The sequence below is a fragment of the Sphingomonas rhamnosi genome (assembly GCF_036663615.1).
Lineage (GTDB): Bacteria > Pseudomonadota > Alphaproteobacteria > Sphingomonadales > Sphingomonadaceae > Sphingomonas.
Genome location: NZ_JAXOJJ010000005.1, coordinates 70,556 through 91,875 on the forward strand (window position 1 = coordinate 70,556; position 21,320 = coordinate 91,875).

A 21,320-nucleotide genomic window follows, 5' to 3' on the forward strand; every position below is an offset into this window, starting at 1 on the left:
AGCCGGCGCGGTCAGCGCGCTTGGGTGACGACGAACCCGAGGAACAGCGCCGACGCCGCGATCATCACCACCGTCGCGGCCCATCCCGATACGGTTTGCGTCCGCGATATCGTCAGCTGCCCCATAGCGCGGCGGTTGCGCGCGATCAGCATCATGACCACCATCAACGGGCCCGCCAGAACACCGTTGACGACCGCTGCCCAGTACAATGCCTTGGCCGGATCGATCCCGATTCCGTTCAACGATGCGCCGGCCAGCGTCGTCGCTGCGATGGTCCCGTAGAACAGCCGCGCCGACAGCGGCTTGGCGTCGAGGCTACCGGCGATTCCGGCCATTTCCGTCACCGCATAGGCGGCAGATCCGGCGAGCACCGGGACCGCCAGCAAGCCCGTGCCGATGATCCCGGCCGCGAACATCGCGAAGGCGAAGTCGCCCGCGATCGGCCGCAGCGCTTCGGCGGCCTGCGCTGATGTCGTGATGTCGCGCACCCCGCTGGCATGCAGCGTCGCCGCGGTCGCGAACACGATCGCGAGCGAGATGACGGTGCTGAACCCCATGCCGACAAGCGTGTCGAGGCGGATGCGGCGGAGTTCGGGACCGGCGGTCTTCGCGGTCAGGCACAGGGGCTTGGCGTGGTGGCGGTGTTGCTCCTCGATCTCCTGACCGGCCTGCCAGAAGAACAGATAGGGGCTGATCGTCGTGCCCAGGATCGCGACCACCGCGGTCGCGTAGGCGGCGTTGAACTGCAATTCGGGCACCACCAGCGCGCGCAGCGCGTGCGACCACGGCACCTGCGCCACCGCGACGACCGCGACATAGGTGAACAGCGACAGGCAGGTCCATTTGAGGATCGCGGCATAGCGCGGGTAGCTGAGCGCGACCTCCAACACGATGCACAGGATGCCGAACAGGAGTGTGTAGAGCGCACCGTTCCCGCCGCCGAGCAGCGCCAACGCGGCCCCCATCGCGCCGAGGTCCGCGCCCAAATTGATCACGTTCGCGACGATCAGCAGCGAAACCATGAACCACAGGATCGGCCGCGGATAATGCCGTCGCAGGTTGCGCGCGATACCGGCGCCGGTGATTCGGCCGATCTCGGCGGCGATCTGCTGGATCGCGACCATCAGCGGAAAGCTGAGGACGAAGGTCCACGCGAGGCCATAGCCGAACGCGGCACCGACCTGGCTGTGCGTGCCGATCCCGCTGGGATCGTCGTCCGCGGCCCCCGTGACCAGGCCGGGCCCGAGCAGCTTCAGGAAGGCACGAAAACCGCCGCGCGGGTCTGCCGATGCAGCGACGCAGCGGTCACGGTCGGGATCGGGATGGCCGTCGACGACCAGGTTCCTCGTGCTCATTGCGGCAGCCTGCCCGGCGGCCGCCATGTACAGAATACGTATCTTCCCCGAGCCTAGGCGTCGACCTTTCCAAGGCCCGCGGCGAATGCGGTACGAAGCACGTCGGACAGACTGCGCGCGTGAAGCTTGGTCATGATATTGGCGCGGTGGACCTCGACCGTGCGCGGCGAGATGCCGAAATCATAGGCGATGGTCTTGTTGGGCAATCCGCGCGCGAGACCGTCGAGGACCTCGCGTTCGCGAACGGTCAGCCCCGCGATCGCCAGCGCGGCGCCCGCCGCCCGCATGGCTTGGGATTCGGCGCGGTCCAGGCGCTCGAACGCGGTCGCGATCGCGGCGAGCAGAACTGCCTTTTCGAACGGCTTTTCGATGAACTCGACCGCACCGGCCTTCATCGCGCGGACCGCGATCGCGATATCGCCGTGCCCGGTCAAGATGATCACGGGCATCGCAATGCCGCGATCGTTCATCGCCTGTTGGACGTCCAGCCCGTCCATGTCGGGCATCCGGACGTCGAGAAGCACGCAGCCGGTTTCGGCATGGCGCGCGTCCTTCAGGAACGCCACGCCCGAAGGCCAGGTCTCGACCGCAAATCCCGACGTCTTGAGCATGAAGCTCGCCGAGCGCCGGATGGCGTCGTCGTCGTCGATGATATGGATCAGCCTGCGATCGTCCATCTGCCAACTCCGCCCCTGGTCTCGATAGCGGGCGTCAAAAGTCCCCGCGACGCAGCCGGCCATTGTCCCGATAGTGCCACCCCCGTCGTGCCACCAATCCGGAGCTTTGTCCTGCGCCTCTCCTATTACGCGCCCCCGCGGCGATAGTCCAAAGCGTTCCGTGGCGGCGTTGCGCCACGGAGCAGGCGGCCGTCGCAGGCCGCCGACAGCAGGTCCGGATCAGAGCGACCGCGCGCTCAACAGCGCATATTTCTCGCGCGCGTGCCATTCGCTGAGCACCGCGGCACAGGTCTGGCGCGCGGCCTGCTCGACGTCGGCCAGACACTGCCCGACATACTCGGCGGACACGTCCTCGACGATCGAGTCGAAATGGACATGGCCGCCTTCTTCGAGCGAAAAGATCGTGGCGAGATAGGTGTCGAGCGCCTGGCGGAGTGACGCCCATTGGCCATGTTCCTCAAGCCAGGGACGGGTCGACGCCGACGAACTGAAGCTCGTCAGGCGCTTGCCCTGCAGGAGCCGGTGCGACGCTCCGGAGACGATGTCGCGCGCCGAAAACCCTGCGCCGAGCACGCGGTCAACATAACCCTTGATGATCGCGGGCGGCAGTCCGTACCAGAGTGGGTAGACCAGCGTGATGACGGTGGCGTCGCGGACAAGGTCGAGCTCCGGGACGATATCGCCTCCCGGCGCATAGTCGCGCCGTCCGGGGCGCTCGCTCGATTGCAGCAGCGGGTCGAACCGCATCGCATAGAGATCGCGGATGATCGCGCTTTGCCCACATGCGAGTACCGCGTCGCGATACGCTTCGGCCACCGCATGGCTGAAGCTGGTCGGGTCCGGGTGGCCCAGCACGATGACATGAGAGAGCGCGCGTGGGCCGATGGTCGCGACCCTGTCCGGCATCTGTCGATCCCCACTCATCGCAAAGCCGCGGTCCGAGGGTACATCACCGATCGCCATGCCACCATCTCCGCCTCCTGTATTGTGTCGCGTGGAATTGCCCGCCGGCGCCGCCTGCCTGTTCTCAGTGCGCGAGGAACAGCGGCACGGGGCTGTGCGTCAGCAGGTGGCGCGTCGTCCCGCCGATCAGCGCTTCGACGAAGCGGGGGTGGCCGAAACCGCCCATCACGATGTAGCCCGCATGCCCGTGCGCGGCGTGCCGCACGATCACATCCGCGGCGTGCTCCCTGCCCACGGGCGTGACGCGGTCGACGGTCGCCGCGACCCCTTCGCGCGACAGATAGGCTGCGGCGTTCTCGGCGGGTGTGCGGACCGAACGGTCGTCGACTTCGATCAGCGTCACCACATCCGACAGCCGCAGCAGCGGCACCGCGGCGCGCAGTGCCACCTCGGCCGCGGCAGACCCGTTCCAGGCGACCAGCGCGCGCGACAGGTCGAACCGCTTGAGCGTCGGCGGCACTGCCAGGATCGGCCGGCCCGCCTTGAGCACCAGTTCGCCCGCGACTCCGCGCATGTCGGGCACCGCAAAGTCGTCGAGCTGCCGATTGACGACGATCAGGTCGGCGAGTCCGGCGGCGTCCTTGATGCAGGCGACTAGGTCGCCGGTGGCTTCGATCCAGTTCCACGGCACGTCCTCGTGCTGAAGGCGGCCGTCCAGTCGCGCGCGGTTGACGGTTTCGCTGTCGATCTCCTCGGCGAGCAGCGCTGCGCCGCCGAACCCGGCGGCATATTCTCCACCTGCAAAGGTCGGCATGATCGTTACGTCGAGACAGACGAGATGACCGCGGACGGCGCGGCAGACGTCGACGGCAGCCTGGAACCTGGCTTCCTGCCCGGAATCGTCGTGCGCGAGCAGCAGAATGTTCTTCATGACAACCTCCTGGTGAGTGTTGCCATGCTAAGCCGCGCGGCGGGCGCTCGACATCGGTAGTGTTACGGAGTCCGCGGCAGTACGCCGATCGTGGCGATTACCGCATGCTGTTGAATCGGTTTTTCGAGTAACGCGACGAAACCGCTCGCGCGTGCCCGTTCGATCAGCGCTGCCGAGGGGAACGCGGTGATCAGGATCGCACGGCCGCGCCAGCCGCGACCCCGCAGCGTTTCCAGCACCGCGATGCCGTCGCTATCGGGCAGAAGATAGTCGGTGATCAGCACGTCGGTGTCGTCCGCCGCATGCGCGCTCAGCACCGGCGCTGCGGTGCCGAACGACCGCACGTCGAACCCACGCCAGTGCAGCAGCAGCTGGAGCGACCGGCGCACCCCCGCGTCGTCGTCGATCAGCACCACGCGAGGGCGGCGAACGGGGGCGGGGGGAAGGGGCTCGGTCATCGGTACCACGTGTCGCAAAACGCCGTTCTGCCAGCACCGCCGCCGCAGGTCGTTACGTAAAGGTCCGGGGTGGTCGCATCGTCCGTTGGCCCGCGCGCTATGCGTCCGCGGTGGATCGCGGAACCGTGAAGTGGAACACGCTGCCACCGCCGGGACGTGGCTCTGCCCAGATCCGGCCGCCATGCGCCTCGACGATCGTGCGGCAGATCGACAGCCCAAGCCCCATGCCGCGTTCCTTGGTCGTGGCAAACGCCGCGAACAGCCGTGGGAGCAGGGAAGGGTCGATGCCGGGCCCGGTGTCGGCGACCGCGATATCGACCATCTCGCCATCGACGTCCCGCGCCGAGACGGTGACGTCGCGAACGCGCGATCCCGACATCGCATCGACCGCGTTGCGGACCAGGTTCACGACGACCTGCTGGATCTGCACCCGGTCGACCAGACCGTGAGTCGCGCCGCTTTCGAAGGCGAAGAACGCCCGCACGCCGCGTTCCTGCGCGCCGACCAGCGCCAGCGAACAGGCTTCCTCGATCAAGGTCTTCAGATCCACCGCGCATCGGTCGACCTCGCCGCGGGTCACGAAATCGCGCAGTTTGCGGACGATCTCGCCGGCCCGCAGCGCTTCGCGCGCCGATTCCGCGACCGCTTGCCGGACATGCGTCAGGCTGTCCCCGTCGGGCGCTTGCAGCAGGTCGCGGCTGGCTTCCATGTAGTTGGCGATCGCGGTCAGCGGCTGGTTGAGTTCGTGCGCCAGAGTTGAGGCCATCGTGCCCATCGCGCTCAGCCGTGAGACGTGGATCAGCTCGGACTGCAGCTCCTTCAGCCGCAGCTCGCTCCGGCGTTGCTCGGTCAAGTCGCGGATGAACCCGGTGAAGATCCGCCGCCCCTTGCTGCTGGCTTCCCCGACCGAGAGTTCCATCGGAAATTCGCTGCCGTCGCGCCGCGCGCCGACCACCACCCGGCCGATGCCGATGATCCGCCGGTCGCCGGTGGTGAGATAATGATCCATGTAGCTGTCGTGCCGGTCGCGATCGGGGCTCGGCATCAGCATGCTGACATTCCGCCCCACGACATCGGCTTCGTCATAGCCGAACAGATGCTCGGCGGCGGTGCTGAAGGACAGCATCGTGCCGCGTTCGTCGATCACGATCATCGCATCGGGGATCGTCGCCAGGATCGAGCGGACGTGCCGCTCGCTGTCGGCGAGCGCGCCCTCGGCGGCTTTCCGCGTGGTGACGTCATAGACGCTCTGACCATAGCCCTGCAGCGTGCCGTCGGCATCGCGCAGCGCGACCAGGGTCGAATCCGCCAGAAATTCCGACCCGTCGCGCCGGATCCGCCACGCCTCGTGCCGGACCGTGGATTCGGCGCGCGCGGCGGCGAGATCGGCGGCTGGCACCCGGCGCCGGACGTCCATCGGCGGATACAGGCGATCGATCGGCTGGCCGATGATCTCGTCCGCGCGCCAGTCGGTGAGAAGCTCGGCCCCCTGATTCCAGGTCGTGACGACGCCGTCGCAGTCGAGCAGGAACAAGGCGCGGTCGGTGGTGCTGTTGACGAACAGCGCAAACGGCGCGGCCGGCGAGTGCGTCGAACTCAACTCGGGGTACCCATTTCGATTTCCAGAAACCGGATCCGGCTAACCACCGCGACGAAGAAGGCGGTCGACCACCCCAGCAGGATCAGACCGTTTGCGCCCTCGATCGCGCCGAGGATCCGCCAGCCGCGCGGCAACACGACGTCGCCATAGCCGATCGTCGCATAGGTCGTGGTGGAAAAATACAGCGCCGTCTCGAAATCGGGGAGGGCGTGGATGGCGATGTACAACAGCGCATAGGCCCAGATCTCGATCGCATGGAGCGCGAACAGCCCGGCCGCCGCCGCGACGATGCCCATGCCGTCGCGCACGATGGTGCTACCCGGGCCGGTCCGCGCGCGATGATGACGCAGGACGACCAGCAACGCCGCGATTCCGATCAGGTGCAGCCCGACGGTCAACGCCACCATCACCGTGGCGACCGCGAGTTCGAGCAGAAGCGTCATAAGCAATTCCGCATGCGATCGGGTCCTCACTGCACCTGGGGACTATAGCGGTCCGTTCCGCCATGTCGCGTGCCTGCGACCCTCTTCAAAGTCTCGAGACCAACGAGAAGCAGACCGCCGGATCCGAGCGCCGCCGCCAGCGCGGCAATATCGAGCGGCGCGAAGTCGAGCAGCCGACGCAGCGGCGCCACGGTCGCGACCAACGCGAGCATCGCGGCAACGGCCGCAAGGATATAGCGCAGCACCAGATTGCCGCCCCACAGCGCGTGAATCAGCGAACTGTCGAACGCCCGATTGACCAGGATGAGCGCGACGATCTGCGCGATCAGCGCGTAGAAGGCCAGCGCGCGCACCGCGTCCTCCGCATAGCCGAGCCGGAGTGCGCCGCCCCAGACCACCGCGACGACGGCAAAGGCGAGCCCGCCCTGGAACACGCTCCAGCCGATCATCCGCCAGTTGAACAGCTTGGCCTCGGGGTCTCGCGGCGGGCGCTGCATGATATCGGCTTCCTCGCGCTCCGCCTCGAACACCAGCGCGCAGACCGGGTCGATGATCATTTCGATCAGCGCGATGTGGATCGGACCAAGCAGCAGCGGCCGGCCGAATGCGAGCGGCAACAGCGCCAGCCCGGCGATCGGCACGTGCACCGCGAAGATGAATTCCATCGCCTTGCGGATATTGTCGTAGATCCGGCGGCCCAGTCGGATCGCCGCGACGATCGAACCGAAATCGTCCCCGAGCAGCACGATTGCGGCGGCTTCGCGCGCGACGTCGGTGCCGCGCTTGCCCATCGCGATGCCGATATGCGCGGCCTTGAGCGACGGCGCGTCGTTGACCCCGTCGCCGGTCATCGCGACGACATCGCCGCGCGCCTTGAGCGCGGTGACGATGCGCAGCTTCTGTTCGGGCTGGACGCGCGCGAAGACGGTGACGTCCTCCAGTCGCGCGATCAGCGCGGCATCGTCGAGCGCCTCCAGATCCGGGCCGGTCAGCACCGCACCGTCGGCGATGCCGGCCTGGTGCGCGATCGCGCGCGCGGTCGCGACATGGTCGCCGGTGATCATCACCACCCGGACTCCCGCCGAACGGCACTCGGCGACCGCGGCCGGAACGCTCGGCCGCAGGGGATCCGCCAGCCCGACCAGCCCCAGCAACGTGAAGGCGTAGGCGCGTTGCGAGGCGGCAGGGGTACGGTCGTTGGTCGATGCCTGCGCGACGCCGAGCACGCGGATGCCGCGCGCGGCCATCGCCGCCACGGCCGCATCCATCGCCGTCGCTTCGGCGGACGTCAGGTGGCACAAGGCGGCGATGGCTTCGGGCGCGCCCTTGGCGGCGATCCGCAGGTCGGGCTCGGCGGTGTCCCAGACGTTCGCCATCGCGAGCAGTTCGGGCCGCAATCCATAGGTGTGGACCAATGTACGGGTGCCGTCCGCGCCGATGTCGGCGGCGGCAGCGTAGAGCGCGATCTCCATCGGGTCGACCGGCGTGGGGGCGCTGGCGAGGATCGCGTGGCGGACCAGTTGCTGGAACGGCGCGGTGATGCCGCGCGGTCCGTCGAGCGTCGCGGTTTCCCCCGAAGGGCGCCACAGCGCGACCAGCGCCATCCGGTTTTCGGTGAGCGTGCCGGTCTTGTCGACGCACAGGATCGTCGCGGAGCCCAGCGTTTCAATCGCGGCGGCGCGGCGCGTGAGCACCCCGACGCGCCCGATCCGCCACGCGCCCATCGCCAGGAACACGGTCAGCACCACCGGAAATTCCTCGGGCAGCAACGACATGCCGATCGCGATCCCCGCAAGCAGCGCGGCCACCCAATCGCCGCGCGTCAGGCCGTATCCGATCACCACCAATGTCGCGATCGCCAGTCCGCCGAACGCGCACAGCCGCACGATCATGCCGGTCTCGCGTCGCAGCCGCGGCGGCTCCAGATCGAGGTCCGCGATCATCCGCCCGATCGCGCCCAGCCGGCTGCGAGGGCCCGTGGCGATCACGCGCGCGATCCCGGAGCCTCGCGCGACCATCGACCCGGCATAGACGAACGGCTGGTCCTCGCCCCCGGGCGCCGCGACCGGCAGGTCCGTCTGCGGCGCGGCAGTCTTGCGCACCGGCATCGATTCGCCGGTCAGCAGCGATTCGTCCGCCTGCAGATCCTCGGCCTCGAGGAGAACCGCGTCGGCCGCGACCCGGTCGCCCTGGTCGAGCACCAGGATATCGCCGGCGACCACGTCGCGCCCGGCTATGCGTACGCGCACGCCGTCCCTGACGACGAGCGCTCGGGGGGCGGACAGGTCGCGCAACCCTTCTAGAACATGTTCGGTGCGGCTTTCCTGGACGATCGTTACCACGACCGAGAAGCTCGCGAACGCGAACAGCACGAGCCCTTCGGTCAGATTGCCGACCAGCAGGTACAGCAGCCCCCCGCCGAGCAGCAGCGCAAGCATCGGTTCGCGCAGCACCTCGACCGCGATGCGGAACGGCGACCGCCGCGTCGCGCGCGTGATCTCGTTCGGGCCGTCGGCCGCCAGCCGGGCGGTGGCCTCCGCGGCGCTCAGCCCGGCGACGTCCGCGGGGGCAGGGGCGGCGGCGATCACGATGCGATCCGTTCGGCAGCGCACGTCATCACGCGCGCGGCATGGCGGGCGATTTCGGCGTCCTCCTGCGCGGGGACGATCCGCACCGTGACGACGGAATGATCGGCGCTGATCCGTCCCTCGCCGCCGCGGTTGCGCGCCGCGTCGATCGTGACGCCGGCCCAGGCGAGATCCGCGCCCACGGTCGCGCGGACGCCCGGATCATGCTCGCCGATCCCACCGGAAAAGACGATCAGGTCGACGCCGCTCAGCACATGCGCCATCGCCGCGATCGTCTTACCGAGCGCGCGGCAGAACATCGCGATCGCCAGCCGTGCTTCCGCATGCGTCGGCGCGGCCTCCTTGAGGCGACGCATATCGCTGTCGATCCCGGAAATCCCAAGCAGGCCGCTCTGATGATCGAGCAGCGTCTCGAGCGTCTCGGCGGTGTAGCCATGTTCGCGCATCAGATGCAGCAGCAGCCCCGGATCCAGGTCCCCGCTGCGCCGCCCCATGATGATCCCGCCGGTCGGGGTGAGCCCCATGCTGGTATCGACCGACCGGCCGCCGCGCACCGCAGTAACGCTCGCCCCGTTGCCAAGATGCGCGATGATCAGCCGCTCGGGCAGGTCGGCACCGAGCTGGCGGACGATCGATTCGCAGGACAGGCCGTGGAAGCCGTATCGGTGCAGACCCGTGTCGCGCAGCATCGCGGGGATCGGCAGCGTCTTCGCGACCGCCGGCATGGCTGCGTGGAAGTGCGTGTCGAAACACGCCACTTGCGGGCGATCGGGAAAGTGCGCTTGCGCGGCGCGGATCGTCGCCAGCGCCTCGGGGATATGCAGCGGCGCGAAGCCCCGTGCCGCCTCCAGTCGGTGCAGCACCGCGTCGTCGATGCGCACCGGCGCCGACAGATGCGGACCGCCGTGAACCAGCCGATGCCCGATCACCTGCGCGTCCGGCAACGCGGCGCGGTCGAGCAGGTCGACGACGTGCTGGGTCCATGTCGACGGCGCGGCGTCCTCCAGCCGGTGATCGGCCAGGCTCTGCCCCCGCGCGTCGGTCGCGCGCAGCTGCACGGCGTCTCCGCCGAGCGTCTCGATCTGGCCGGTCAGCAGCGGTGTCGCGGTGTCGTCGCTGACGTCGAACAGTCCGAATTTGAGCGAGGACGAGCCCCCATTGAACGTCAGGACGATCGTTGGCGGCGCACCCGTCACGCCGACCAGCGCCAGTCGCGGATCTCTGGCAGGTCCTCGCCATGTTCGGCGATGTACAATTTGTGCCGCTCGATCGTCGCCCAATAGCGGTTGCGCGCTACCGGCACCTGATCCGCCAAGCGCGGGATGCGTTCGATCGCGTCGAGCGCAAGCCGGTAACGATCGAGATCGTTGAGCACGACCATGTCGAACGGCGTCGTCGTCGTGCCCTCCTGCTTGTAGCCGCGAACATGGATATTGTCGTGGTTGGTCCGGCGATAGGTCAGCGCGTGGATCAACGCGGGAAAGCCGTGGAACGCGAAGACGACCGGCTTGTCGGTCGTGAACAGTGCATCAAAGGCATGATCGGCGAGGCCGTGCGGATGCGCGTGCGGCGGCTCGAGCACCATCAGGTCGACGACGTTGACGAAGCGGATGCGGATGTCGGGCACATAGTCGCGCAACAGCATCACCGCGGCGAGCGCCTCGATCGTCGGGACGTCGCCGGCGCAGGCGATCACCACGTCGGGATCCGCGTCGTCGACCCCCGCCCAGTGCCAGATTCCGGCGCCCGCGGCGCAATGCTGCACCGCCGCGTCGATCCCGAGCCACTGCCATTCGGGCTGCTTGCCCGCGATGATCAGGTTCACATAGTCGCGGCTGCGCAGGCAGTGCTCGGCAACCGACAACAGGCAGTTGGCATCGGGCGGCAGATAGACCCGCGCGATATCCGATGTCTTGTTGGCGACCTGGTCGATGAACCCCGGATCCTGGTGCGACAGGCCGTTGTGATCCTGCCGCCAGACATGCGAGGTCAGCAGATAGTTGAGCGACGCGATCGGCCGGCGCCACGGGATCGCCCGGCTGACCTTGAGCCATTTGGCATGCTGGTTGAGCATCGAATCGACGATGTGCGCGAACGCTTCGTAGCAGGAGAAGAAGCCGTGGCGGCCGGTCAGCAGATAGCCTTCTAGCCAGCCCTGGCACAGATGCTCGCTGAGCACTTCCATCACCCGGCCGGTCGCGTTCAGGTTCAGGTCGACCGGTTCGATCTCGGCCATCCACGCCTTGCCCGACACGTCATAGACCGCGTCGAGCCGGTTGGACGCGGTTTCGTCGGGGCCGAACACGCGGAAATTCTGCTGGTCGAGATTGAGCCGCATCACCTCGCGCAGATACTGGCCGAGCACGCGCGTCGCCTCGGCCTCGACCGCGCCCGGCGCGGTGACCGGCACCGCGAAGTCGCGAAAGTCGGGCAGCGCCAGCGGGGTCAGCAGGATGCCGCCATTGGCATGCGGGTTGGAACTCATCCGCCGGTGCCCGGTCGGGGCGAGGTCGGAGATTGCGTCGCGAACCTTGCCGTCGGCGTCGAACAGCTCGGCCGGGCGATAGCTCTGCATCCAGTCTTCGAGCTGCTGCAGATGCTCGGGCTTGGCGAAGTCGGCGATCGGCACCTGGTGCGCGCGCCACGTTCCCTCGACCGGCAGACCGTCGACGATCTTCGGTCCGGTCCAGCCCTTTGGGGTCTTGAGCACAATCATCGGCCAGCGCGGCCGGACCGGACGGTCCCCCGCGGCGCGCGCATCGGCCTGGATCGCCCGGATGTCGCGCAGCACGGATTCCAGCGTCGCCGCCATCGCGTGGTGCAGCCGTTCGGGATCGTCGCCCTCCACGAAATAGGGTTCATGGCCATAGCCGCGCAGCAGGTGCGTCAGCTCGTCGTGCCCGATCCGCGCCAGGATGGTCGGATTGGCGATCTTGAACCCGTTGAGATGCAGGATCGGCAGCACCGCCCCGTCGCGCGCGGGATTGACGAACTTGTTGCTGTGCCAGCTGGCGGCGAGGGGGCCGGTCTCGGCCTCGCCGTCGCCGACGATGCACGCGACGATCAGGTCGGGGTTGTCGAACGCCGCACCATAGGCGTGCGCCAGCGAATAGCCGAGCTCGCCGCCTTCATGGATCGATCCGGGCGTTTCGGGCGAAACATGGCTCGGAATCCCGCCGGGCCACGAGAATTGCCGGAACAGGCGCTCCATGCCGCTCCGGTTCCGCTCGATCGCGGGATAATGCTCGGTATACGACCCTTCGAGATACGCGTTCGCTACCAGGCCGGGGCCGCCGTGCCCCGGTCCGATCACATAGATCATGTCCAGATCATGTTCGACGATCAGCCGGTTGAGATGGACATAGGTGAAGTTGATTCCCGGCGTTGTTCCCCAATGGCCGAGCAGGCGCCGCTTGACGTGCGCAAGGGTCAGCGGTTGCTCCAGCAGCGGGTTGTCGCGCAGGTAGATTTGTCCGACCGACAGGTAATTGGCGGCGCGCCAATAAGCGTGCAGCGCCGATACCTGCTCGGTCGAAAGGGGACTTTGCACACGCGTTCTCCGCCCACGTCCCGCCACCACCGGAGACGCTCCCGCGCCGCCCGTGTGCGGAAAGCTCGCCGATCCCGTGACCGGCTGCCGGGCTCGTGCGCCGCGGGCGTCCGCACCGCTATAGGGGATAACCCCTAGCGCGCGTCGCTGGCACGGCTCAGAACGGGAAGCGAAGGCCCGCGGAATAGGTGCTTTCTTCGTACGGACGAGGCGCAGCAGCGTGACGACCTCGCCGGTCGCGACGCGTGTGACCTCAAGCCGCGAAATCACCTTGTTCTTCGGTGCAGAGACGGTTCCTCGGCGCGGTGACGTCCGGATAGCGGGCTCCTAGCGGAACAGTGATGGGAATGCGCCGCGCAGGTTGTAGGTCAGCCGCCGCGATGTCATCGTTCGGGCGCGTTCCAGGCAGCGGTTTGTGCTAGGCGCGCTCGCATGACCGACGATTCGAATTCACGCGACGCCGATTCTCGCGGCCGGGCCGTCCCGAGCGGGCGGCTCTCCCGGCTGGGCGTGTTCGGCCGGCTCGCAGGCGGAGTCGCGGGCGGGGTGGTCGCCGAGGGCGCGCGGCGGATCGCCACTGGCCAGCGGCCGCGGATGAGCGAGCTGTTGCTGACGCCCGCCAATGTCGGCCGCGTCGCCGACCAATTGTCGCACCTGCGCGGCGCCGCGATGAAGCTCGGGCAGATGATCTCGATGGATTCCGGCGACTTCCTACCGACCGAGCTGACACAGATCCTTGCCAGGCTGCGCGACCGCGCGCATCATATGCCGCCGGCGCAGCTGCAGCAGGTGCTGGCGCGCGACTGGGGCAAGGATTGGCGGCGTCGCTTCGCGCGGTTCGATGCGAGCCCGCTCGCCGCCGCCTCGATCGGGCAGGTCCACCGCGCCCGCACGCATGACGGCCGCGACCTCGCGATCAAGGTCCAGTATCCGGGCGTCCGCGAAAGCATCGACGCGGATGTCGACAATGTCGCGACGCTGCTGCGCGTCTCCGGCGTGCTGCCCAAGACGCTCGATATCGCCGCGCTGCTCGCCGAGGCCAAACGCCAGCTGCACGAGGAAGCCGACTATGTCCGCGAGGGCGAACAGCTCGTCCGGTTCGGCGCGTTGCTGGCGGACAGCTCGTCCTATGTCGTGCCGACCTTCGACCGCGAGTTCAGCGGCGCAAACGTGCTGGCGATGAGCTTCGTCGAGGGCGTGGCGATCGAGACGCTGGTCGACGCCGAGCAGGACATCCGCGACGCAGCGATGCAGTCGCTGATCGCGCTGGTGTTGCGCGAGCTGTTCGGGTTCGCGCTGATGCAGACCGATCCCAATTTCGCCAATTACCGCTATCAGCCCGCGACCGGCAAACTCGTGCTGCTCGATTTCGGGGCCAGCCGCGTGGTCGAACCGGTGACCGTCGACGGGTATCGCCGGTTGCTGCTCGCCGGGCTGTCGGGCAGTCGCGACGCGGTGCGCGAGGCGGCAATCGCGGTCGGCTTCCTCGGCGAAGCGGCCGTCGCGAGGCACCGTGCGCTGATCGATCGGATGATCGACGTTATCCTCGTCGAGCTCAACCGCAGCGGGCCGTTCGACTTCGGCGATCGCGCCTTTGTCGGCGTGCTGCGCGACGAGGGGCTGGCGATCGCCGCCGACCGCGACACCTGGCACGTGCCCCCGGTCGACACGCTGTTCGTCCAGCGCAAGATCAGCGGCACCGCGCTGCTCGCCGCCCGGTTAAAGGCGCGCGTCGACGTCCGGACCATGCTGATCGAGGCGTTGGGGTCGTCGGAATCCAACGACGACACGGCCGCGGTGCCTGTCGCGCAGGGCTGAACCGGGTCAGCCGATTTGCGTCACCTCGGCCGGCTTCCTGCAGCGGCGCTCGCGCGGGCGATCGCCGCGGACCCGACGACGTGCCGACCCGGCGTTCCGGTGAGCGCCCCCTCGACTAGCAGGGCGGCGACGGTCGCCGCGGGGCTGACCCGCGCGGCGGTTGGCAGGATCGGCGCAGCGATCCGCAGCAGAGCACCGATCATCCGTTCGCCCGCCCGGTACTCGTGGCGATCGCCCCCCAGGACGCCCGGTCGCACGATCGTCAGCGACGCGAAGTCGAGCAAGTCGATCGCGTCCTCGAGTTCGCCCTTGATGCGGGGATATCGGAACCGCGATCGCGGATCCGCACCCATCGACGAAGTCAGCGCGAACCGCGTCGCGCCGTGTCTGCGAACCTGTGCCGCGATCGCCAACGGATAGTCATGGTCGATCGCACGATAGGCGGCGGGCGAGGGGGTCTTGGCGCGTGTCGTCCCCAGCGCGCAGATCGTGCCGTCGACCGCCCACCACTCCGCCTCTTCGGGAATGCCGCTGCTGTCCATGATCGGATTGAGCAGTTTAGCGTGATGCGGCAGCGCCAGGCGCGTCGGCGCCACCACGCGCGTCACACGGTCGTCCGCCAGCAGCAGCGCCAGCGCCGCCGAGCCGACCATACCGGTGGCGCCTGCGAGAAGGATCCTGGTCATGGACCGTCATCTAGGCGCGGACGCCCAGCGATATAAGGTCCATCATCCGCGTCGCGGGGCTACCGCCGACCGTTCCCGCCCATGGGCGCAGCCGTCCGGCGGCCAAGCGTATCAGGCGTTACTGCGCCGGCTTGATCCAGCCGTGCATCGTCATCCAGCGCGCGAATTCATCGAACCAGCCGGTGCTGGTGGTGGTCTTGGGGTACATACCAAAACCGTGGCCGCCCTGTTCGAACAGGTGGAACTCGACCGGGCGCTTGGCGGCGCGCCAGCTGTCGATCAGCCCGAACCCGCCATTGCCGAACAACGGATCGTCGGCCGCCAGTGCGACGAACATCGGCGGCGCGTCGGCCGGCACCGTCATCGCGGCCAGCGGGCCGTAGATGTTGCCGATGAACGCCGGCTTGGCGTCCTGGCCAGCCATCGTCGTCGCCATCGTCAGCATCGCGCCCGCCGAAAAGCCGACCATGCCGATGCGGCTGGGGTCGACATGCCATTCGCCCGCCCGCTTGCGCACCAGTGCAAAGGCCGCGCGGGCATCTGCGATTTGCGGCGCGAGCCCCGCCATCATCGCGGCGGGATCAGGCCGCGGCATCGGCGCGCCCTGCGGAGCGGGCTTCGCGAACGTCGCGAGATCCTGCGGCGTCTGGTTCAGCCGGTATTTGAGCACGAATGCGGCGACCCCCTTGGCGGCGAGCGCGCGTGCCACGTCCCAGCCTTCATTCTCCATCGACAGCGTACGGAACCCGCCGCCCGGCGCGACGATCACCGCGGTGCCGTTGGCCTTCGCCGGATCGGGCAGGAAGGGGGTCAAAGTCGCATCGGTGACGTTGCGCGTGAAGACGCTGCCATATTGGCTGTGCCAGGCTTCGGATACGGTCGCGCCGGGCAGTTTGCCGGTCCCGAGCGCGATCGCGCCGGGTTGCGCCGGCGTGGCGATCGGGGCCATCGCGTCGGTCTGCGCCAGAGCCGGCGCTGCGATACCGATCGCGAGGCCGGACAGGCACAAAAGCGGGTGCCCCACCCACCGACGAACTGCGTTCATGCGGAACCCGAATTCCATCATCGCTCTCCCATCGTATCGTTCTTTTGCTCGACGATATCGATAGCGCTACCATCCTGCAAGGGCTCGCGGCAGGATGCCGCGCTGAGCTAGCGGGTCATCGCCAGCCGGGTATCGTCGAGCGCGAGATCGACGAGCATCCGCATCGCCGCACTCGCCGCCATTGCATCCCCAGCGGCGATCGCCTCGTAGACCCGGACATGATCCGGGATCGGGTTGCGTGGCAGCGCCCGCGCGCGCTGTTTGAACTGCGTGGTCCAGCTCACCGCGGCACCGATGCTGGCGCTCAGCACGATCAACGCGTCGTTGCGCGTCGCGTGCAGCACCGCATTGTGAAACTCGCGGTCCGCCGCGCGCCCAGCCTCCGTCGCGAGGGTGTGGTGACGCATTGCCGCCAGTGCATCCTTCATCGCGGCCAGATCGGCACGGTCGCGGCGTTCGGCCGCCAGCGCAGCGGCGGCGGGCTCGACGATCGCGCGCAGTTCGAACAGCCCGCGAACCAGATGGATGTCGGGCTCGCCGGCAAAGGCCCAGGCGAGCACGTCGGGGTCGAGCAGGTTCCATCGGTCGCGCGGCAACACACGCGTTCCCGTCTTCGGTCGGCTTTCGACCAGCCCCTTCGCAGCGAGCACCTGCACGGCTTCACGGTAGGCGGTGCGCGATACGTCGAGCGCTTCGGAAAACGCCACTTCGCCCGAAAGCGTGTCGCCGGGGACATATTCGCCCGACAGGATCGCCGTGCCGAGCTTGTGCGCGATCGCGCCGTGGAGGCGTCGTCCGGTGCCACGGGGCACGCGAGGGACCTCGGGTGGGGCTCCCGGCAACGGAACCTGATCCGACACTGGCTTCTTCATGCGCGCGCTCCCCAGAAGGGAGACTAACAGCGGTCCATCACTGGTGGAATGTCGAAAGTCGCCGCGTCACGCCGTGCGCTATGGCGAGCGCGGATCATCGGACCCAGGCATAGGGGCCGACCAGCGTACCGACGAACCCCCCGGCGGTCTTGGTGCTGAGGAACCGCGCATCGACGTCCTTCGCCAATGTCGTCTTGCCGCGCCCGTTCTGGTAATCGAACGCCATCGTCCCGCCGGTCGCGCGGATCGTCAGCGTGACGGGTCCGGCGCCGGTGGCCGGCGCCGATGCGACCAGCTGCTCCTTGCCTTGGTTGGTGGTGTAGAGCGCGATCACCGGCTTGCCTGCAATCCGCGTGACGCCGAAGAACAGATAGTTCGCGTCGCTCTGCACCGCTGCGAGTCCGGCACGGTCGCCGTCCCGATCGGGCGTGAAGCGCACCGTGGTCGACATCGTTGCGACGTGATGCTGCTGCCGCCGTCCCACAAAGGCGGGCGCCCCCGACAGATCGCCGATCGGCGTGCCGCGGTTCAGGACGAGGTCGCCGCGATCGAGCCGGTACACCGGCGATTTGGGCGTGCGCACACCGACCCATTGCAGCCCGAGCTTTGCGCCGTCGAATGCGTCGACATAGCGGAAATCACCACTGGTCGGGATCGGGCCCGGCGCGCCCGCGGGCAGTTTCGGCTTGGCACCGACGAACGGGATCGCCTGGCCCTTGGGCAAGATGATCGGCCAGCCGTCCTTCCACGTCACCGGCAGCAGGAACGTCTCGCGGCCGATATTGTAATAGTCGCCTTCATAGGGCCGCACCGCGAGGAAGGTCGCGTACCAGTCGCCGGTCTGCGTCTGGACCAACGTCGCATGACCCGACGAGGTGATCGGGTTGGGCCGCGCGGGGTCGAGGTCGCGCTGCGTCAGGATCGGGTTGTCGGCATAGGGGATATAGGGCCCGAGCAACGTCTTCGACCGCAGCACGACCTGCGAATGGTTGACGCTGGTCCCGCCTTCCGCGGCGGTGAGGTAATAGTACCCGTCCTTGCGGAAGATGTGCGGGCCTTCGATCCAGACCGGCTTCTTCGACAGGTCGACGCCGCCGTTGATCAGCTGCGTGCTCTCGCCGACCATCTTGCCGGCACGCCAGTCATATTCCTGGATCCAGATCGCGCGGTGGCCGTCGTAGCGCGGGGTCTCGTTCGGGGCGCGGTTGTTGACGATATAGGCCTTGTCGCCCTCGCAGTAGATCGACGGATCGATCCCCTCGAACGGCAGCCAGATCGGGTTCGACCAGGGGCCCGCCGGGTCCTTCGCGGTGATGACGAAATTGCCTTTGCACTCGACGCAGGTGTTGACGATGTAGAAGGTGCCGTCGTGGACCGAGATGTCGGGCGCGAACACCGCCTGCGACGTGCGCATGCCGGTGAAGTCGAGCTGTTCGGGCCGGTCGATCGCGTTGCCGATCTGAGTCCAGTTCACCAGGTCCTTCGACGTGAAGATCGGCAGCCCCGGGTAGTGCGCGAACGACGACAGCACGAGATAATAGTCGTCTCCGACGCGTCACCGATGGGTCGGGGTAATAGCCCGACAGGATCGGGTTGCGGTACTGGCCCTGGCCGACTTTCACCTGTTCCTGCGCATGGCCATCGTAACTGAAACGGCTGAAGCGCGGTCCGTCACTGGCCGAAGCGGCCGTTGCGAGACCCCGCAGGCCAAGTGCGGCGGTTCCGACGATCGTCTTCATTTGGCGGCACTCCTTGTGCCGGCATCCCGGCGAGTTCCTGCGCCGCTTGCGCGAGTTCGATCCACATCGCGCCCTCCGGGATGACATATTCGTTCTCGCCCCAGAAGAACGGCCAGTCCTCATGGTTCTCGGGGAAGTCTGGCTTGATGACCAGCACGCCCGGCACAACGCCGCCTGCGATGAACGAGAAGTCGGCACGGTTGTTGCCGTAGGCGACTTCCTTCGACACCGTGCCGACCCCGGAGACGAACGACACGTCGGACGCGGGATGATGGCCGAGCAGGAATTCGAGCCCGCGGAACACCGGCTCGGCGGACATGATCTCCGGGAACGCCTTGTGCAGCGTATAGGCGTTGAGCGCGGTCGCCAGCACGGTGCCACTGCCCGCCCAGCCGCCGGTGGTGATCGGCACGCCGAACGGGTTGGCCTTGGCGGCGGTCTCGGTCGCGGCGGCATAGGCGCGGACAGCGGGGATAATCGCCTCGCGGTAGCTCGCCGGCATGAACGGGATCGCGGCGACCGCATCGCGCAGATTGGACGCGAAGCTCTTTTCCATCGCTGGCCAGAGTGCCTGGACCGCGGCCACGTATTGCGGATCGCGCGTCGAGCGCAGCAGCTCGACCGCCGCCGAGAATTTCTCCGCCTCCAGCGGCCCGCCCGTGGTGTTGCCATGCTGGTAGGTGTCGGGCGCATGGGACTGTTCTTCGGCCCAGGTACGCGTGGCGATGGCGAGTGCCTTCTTCGACAGCGCAGCGTCGATCTGCGCCAGTGCGCGCGATGCCGAGGCAAGACCGGCGATCGAGCCGTAGTTGAGCGCGGATGCCTTGGTCGTGAACGCCCAGCGATCGTCGGGCGTCCCGCTGCGGCCGTCACGCTCTTCCCCGAGCTTCAGCGCGGGATCGTAGATCAGGCCGTCGGTCTTGGTCGAAGCATCGCCCAGATGCGTGTACTGCGCGACGTCGGGTTCGACGATGCCGTGGATCGCATGGCCGACCGCGTCGAACTGCGCGACCAGCTGCAGCGTGCCGTGGCGGATCTGCTGGAGTAGATCGGGCGTGCCGTCGGGCACGTGCATCTCGGTCTTCTTGCGCGCCCAGTCGATCGACGTGGTGTCGCGCATTGGGTGCCAGCCTTCCCAGCTGTCGACCAGCGAACGGATCACCTGATATTGCGACTGGGTGCGGATGTCGTAATCGCCCGCATCGAACCAGCCCCCGACCGCGAGGCCGGGAATATGCTCGCCCGGTTTGAACTTGGTGTCGGTGGTCGGCCCCTGCGCATAGAGATCGATATGCTCGTGGTTGACCGGCGCCTGGCGCGCATCGTCGCGGTGCGCGTCGCCGTGCCATACGCGGTAGCCTTCGTTAACGAACATATGGTCCATCGCGACCGGGAAATAGACGTCGAGCGTCGGATGCCACGCGCCGGCATAGGCGTCCGCCGCGATCCGGAACGGCGCGGTGCGGGTCTGGCCATATTCGAGCAGATAGGTGCCGGGCGTCCGGACCGCGCTGAAATCGAGCTGCATATAGCTGTAGCGGAGATAGTCGCCCCAGCGCTTCGCCGGCGCGGTCCTGACCGGGGTCATGCTGCCGTCCTCACCGACGCGGAGCAGTCGCGCGGGCTGCACGCGGCGATCGTTGCGGTCGAGCTCGATCGTCGCGACTTTCCGCGCGGCGGGGGTGTAGCCGAGCTGCGAATGCGCGATCACCGGCGCGCGCAGCCAACCGGGGACGCTGTTGGGCTGGATCGTCCATTCCAGCACGGTGCCGGTCTTGCCCGCGGGCAGCAGCGAGCGGAGTACGAACCAGCCATTCTGCGCCTGGTTGCGGCCGTCGAACAGCTGCATTTCGGCGGTCGACCGAATTGTCACCCGGCGCGCGGGATCCTCTGGCGCGAGCACGAAGCGGCTACCCTTGGCGATGGCGGTCGGTTCGGCACCCGGCCCCTCGGCGCGGCCGCTGGCGGCGTTGCGCTCGGACGTCATCGTCATCGCGTCGGCGGGGTAGATCGGGAAGGTGCCGGTGTTGCCGTCCGCCATATAGCTGTGGTGGAAATAGGCTGCCGGCAGGAATTCCATGTTGAATCCCGCCTTGCCCGCGAGCGCGGCGGGCACCGGCTGATCGAGCAGGACCGAGACCGCGACCGCACCGCCCCGCTTTTCGGACCGCACCCGATAGGTCCAGTTGTAGGCGGGATATTCGAGCGTCACCGTAATCGCACCGGTGGCGGCATCGACCTTGCGGTCGACCAGTCGACCGATCGCGTCCCATTGGCCCGGAGTCGAGGACAGGCGGACATCGCCATTGGTCGCGATACGCGCGCCCTGCTGGATGATCTCGACGCCGCTGATCTTCGAATCCGCGAACAGCCCGTCATACCAGTTTGAAAAGACGAGGACATTGGCGGCTGGCGCTTCGTAATAGCCGGCGGCGTTCAACGTCAGCTCCGGCGCGACGGGCGCGACGGGCGCGACGGTCTGGGCCGTCGACGGGGCCGCGCTCGCGAGCAGCGATGCGATCAGGCAGATTGCGGATTTTGCCGCCATGTGGGTCCTCTCTGGTGCGTCCGAGCATGGTTTCATCGCCCGATTCCCATTCGTTATAGCGCTAACATTCGGTCGCGCCACCTGCTCGCGGGGTCGATTACGAAAAT

15 protein-coding genes and 1 pseudogene are annotated in these 21,320 nt (G+C 67.8%); 1 reads left to right on the top strand and 15 read right to left on the bottom strand.

Annotation, left to right across the window (positions count from 1 at the left end):
- Positions 1 to 11: 11 nt before the first annotated feature.
- The 10 genes from U1701_RS11915 to U1701_RS11960 form a co-directional block, all read right to left on the bottom strand.
- Positions 12 to 1,355, bottom strand: a complete 1,344-nt coding sequence (locus U1701_RS11915; protein ID WP_332782784.1) for an NRAMP family divalent metal transporter — start codon at positions 1,353 to 1,355, stop codon at positions 12 to 14.
- A gap of 53 nt (positions 1,356 to 1,408) precedes the next feature.
- A complete protein-coding gene (locus tag U1701_RS11920; RefSeq protein ID WP_332782785.1) occupies positions 1,409 to 2,032 on the bottom strand; it encodes a response regulator transcription factor in 624 nt (207 codons plus the stop codon).
- Between the two features lie 219 nt (positions 2,033 to 2,251).
- Positions 2,252 to 2,938 carry an NAD(P)H-dependent oxidoreductase gene (locus U1701_RS11925; RefSeq protein ID WP_332782786.1) on the bottom strand — a complete coding sequence of 229 codons (687 nt, stop codon included), beginning with the start codon at positions 2,936 to 2,938 and terminating at the stop codon, positions 2,252 to 2,254.
- Between the two features lie 121 nt (positions 2,939 to 3,059).
- Entirely contained in the window at positions 3,060 to 3,866 is an 807-nt protein-coding gene (locus tag U1701_RS11930; protein WP_332782787.1) for a universal stress protein, read from the bottom strand.
- Positions 3,867 to 3,928: 62 nt separating this feature from the next.
- Entirely contained in the window at positions 3,929 to 4,324 is a 396-nt protein-coding gene (locus U1701_RS11935) for a response regulator (RefSeq protein ID WP_332782788.1), read from the bottom strand.
- A gap of 97 nt (positions 4,325 to 4,421) precedes the next feature.
- Complete coding sequence (locus U1701_RS11940; RefSeq protein ID WP_332782789.1) at positions 4,422 to 5,924, bottom strand: PAS domain-containing sensor histidine kinase; 1,503 nt, start codon at positions 5,922 to 5,924, stop codon at positions 4,422 to 4,424.
- A complete protein-coding gene (locus U1701_RS11945) occupies positions 5,921 to 6,367 on the bottom strand; it encodes a potassium channel family protein (RefSeq protein ID WP_332782790.1) in 447 nt (148 codons plus the stop codon). The genes U1701_RS11940 and U1701_RS11945 overlap by 4 nt, the downstream gene beginning before the upstream one ends.
- Positions 6,368 to 6,393: 26 nt before the next feature.
- Complete coding sequence (locus U1701_RS11950; protein ID WP_332782791.1) at positions 6,394 to 8,955, bottom strand: cation-translocating P-type ATPase; 2,562 nt, start codon at positions 8,953 to 8,955, stop codon at positions 6,394 to 6,396.
- Entirely contained in the window at positions 8,952 to 10,151 is a 1,200-nt protein-coding gene (locus U1701_RS11955) for an acetate/propionate family kinase (RefSeq protein ID WP_332782792.1), read from the bottom strand. The genes U1701_RS11950 and U1701_RS11955 overlap by 4 nt, the downstream gene beginning before the upstream one ends.
- Positions 10,148 to 12,532: a phosphoketolase family protein gene (locus U1701_RS11960; protein ID WP_443026053.1), complete on the bottom strand. Its 2,385-nt coding sequence runs from the start codon at positions 12,530 to 12,532 to the stop codon at positions 10,148 to 10,150. The genes U1701_RS11955 and U1701_RS11960 overlap by 4 nt, the downstream gene beginning before the upstream one ends.
- Positions 12,533 to 12,937: 405 nt before the next feature.
- Between U1701_RS11960 and U1701_RS11965 the strand changes: the two genes are divergently transcribed.
- Positions 12,938 to 14,323 (top strand): ABC1 kinase family protein, encoded by a 1,386-nt coding sequence (locus U1701_RS11965; protein WP_332782794.1) that lies wholly within the window; start codon positions 12,938 to 12,940, stop codon positions 14,321 to 14,323.
- 20 nt (positions 14,324 to 14,343) lie between these two features.
- Here the strand turns inward: U1701_RS11965 and U1701_RS11970 are convergent, their stop codons facing one another.
- From U1701_RS11970 to U1701_RS11990, 5 genes and pseudogenes are all read right to left on the bottom strand, one after another.
- Positions 14,344 to 15,009: a Rossmann-fold NAD(P)-binding domain-containing protein gene (locus tag U1701_RS11970; RefSeq protein ID WP_332782795.1), complete on the bottom strand. Its 666-nt coding sequence runs from the start codon at positions 15,007 to 15,009 to the stop codon at positions 14,344 to 14,346.
- 118 nt (positions 15,010 to 15,127) lie between these two features.
- Positions 15,128 to 16,054, bottom strand: a complete 927-nt coding sequence (locus U1701_RS11975) for an alpha/beta hydrolase (protein WP_332782796.1) — start codon at positions 16,052 to 16,054, stop codon at positions 15,128 to 15,130.
- A gap of 107 nt (positions 16,055 to 16,161) precedes the next feature.
- Complete coding sequence (locus U1701_RS11980) at positions 16,162 to 16,926, bottom strand: FadR/GntR family transcriptional regulator (RefSeq protein WP_332782797.1); 765 nt, start codon at positions 16,924 to 16,926, stop codon at positions 16,162 to 16,164.
- 94 nt (positions 16,927 to 17,020) lie between these two features.
- Positions 17,021 to 18,665: pseudogene (locus U1701_RS11985) on the bottom strand (glycoside hydrolase family 43 protein).
- On the bottom strand, positions 18,598 to 21,213 hold the full coding sequence (locus tag U1701_RS11990; RefSeq protein WP_332782798.1) for a glycoside hydrolase family 9 protein: 2,616 nt from the start codon (positions 21,211 to 21,213) through the stop codon (positions 18,598 to 18,600). Before U1701_RS11990 ends, U1701_RS11985 begins: the two are co-directional and overlap by 68 nt.
- Between the last annotated feature and the right edge of the window lie 107 nt (positions 21,214 to 21,320).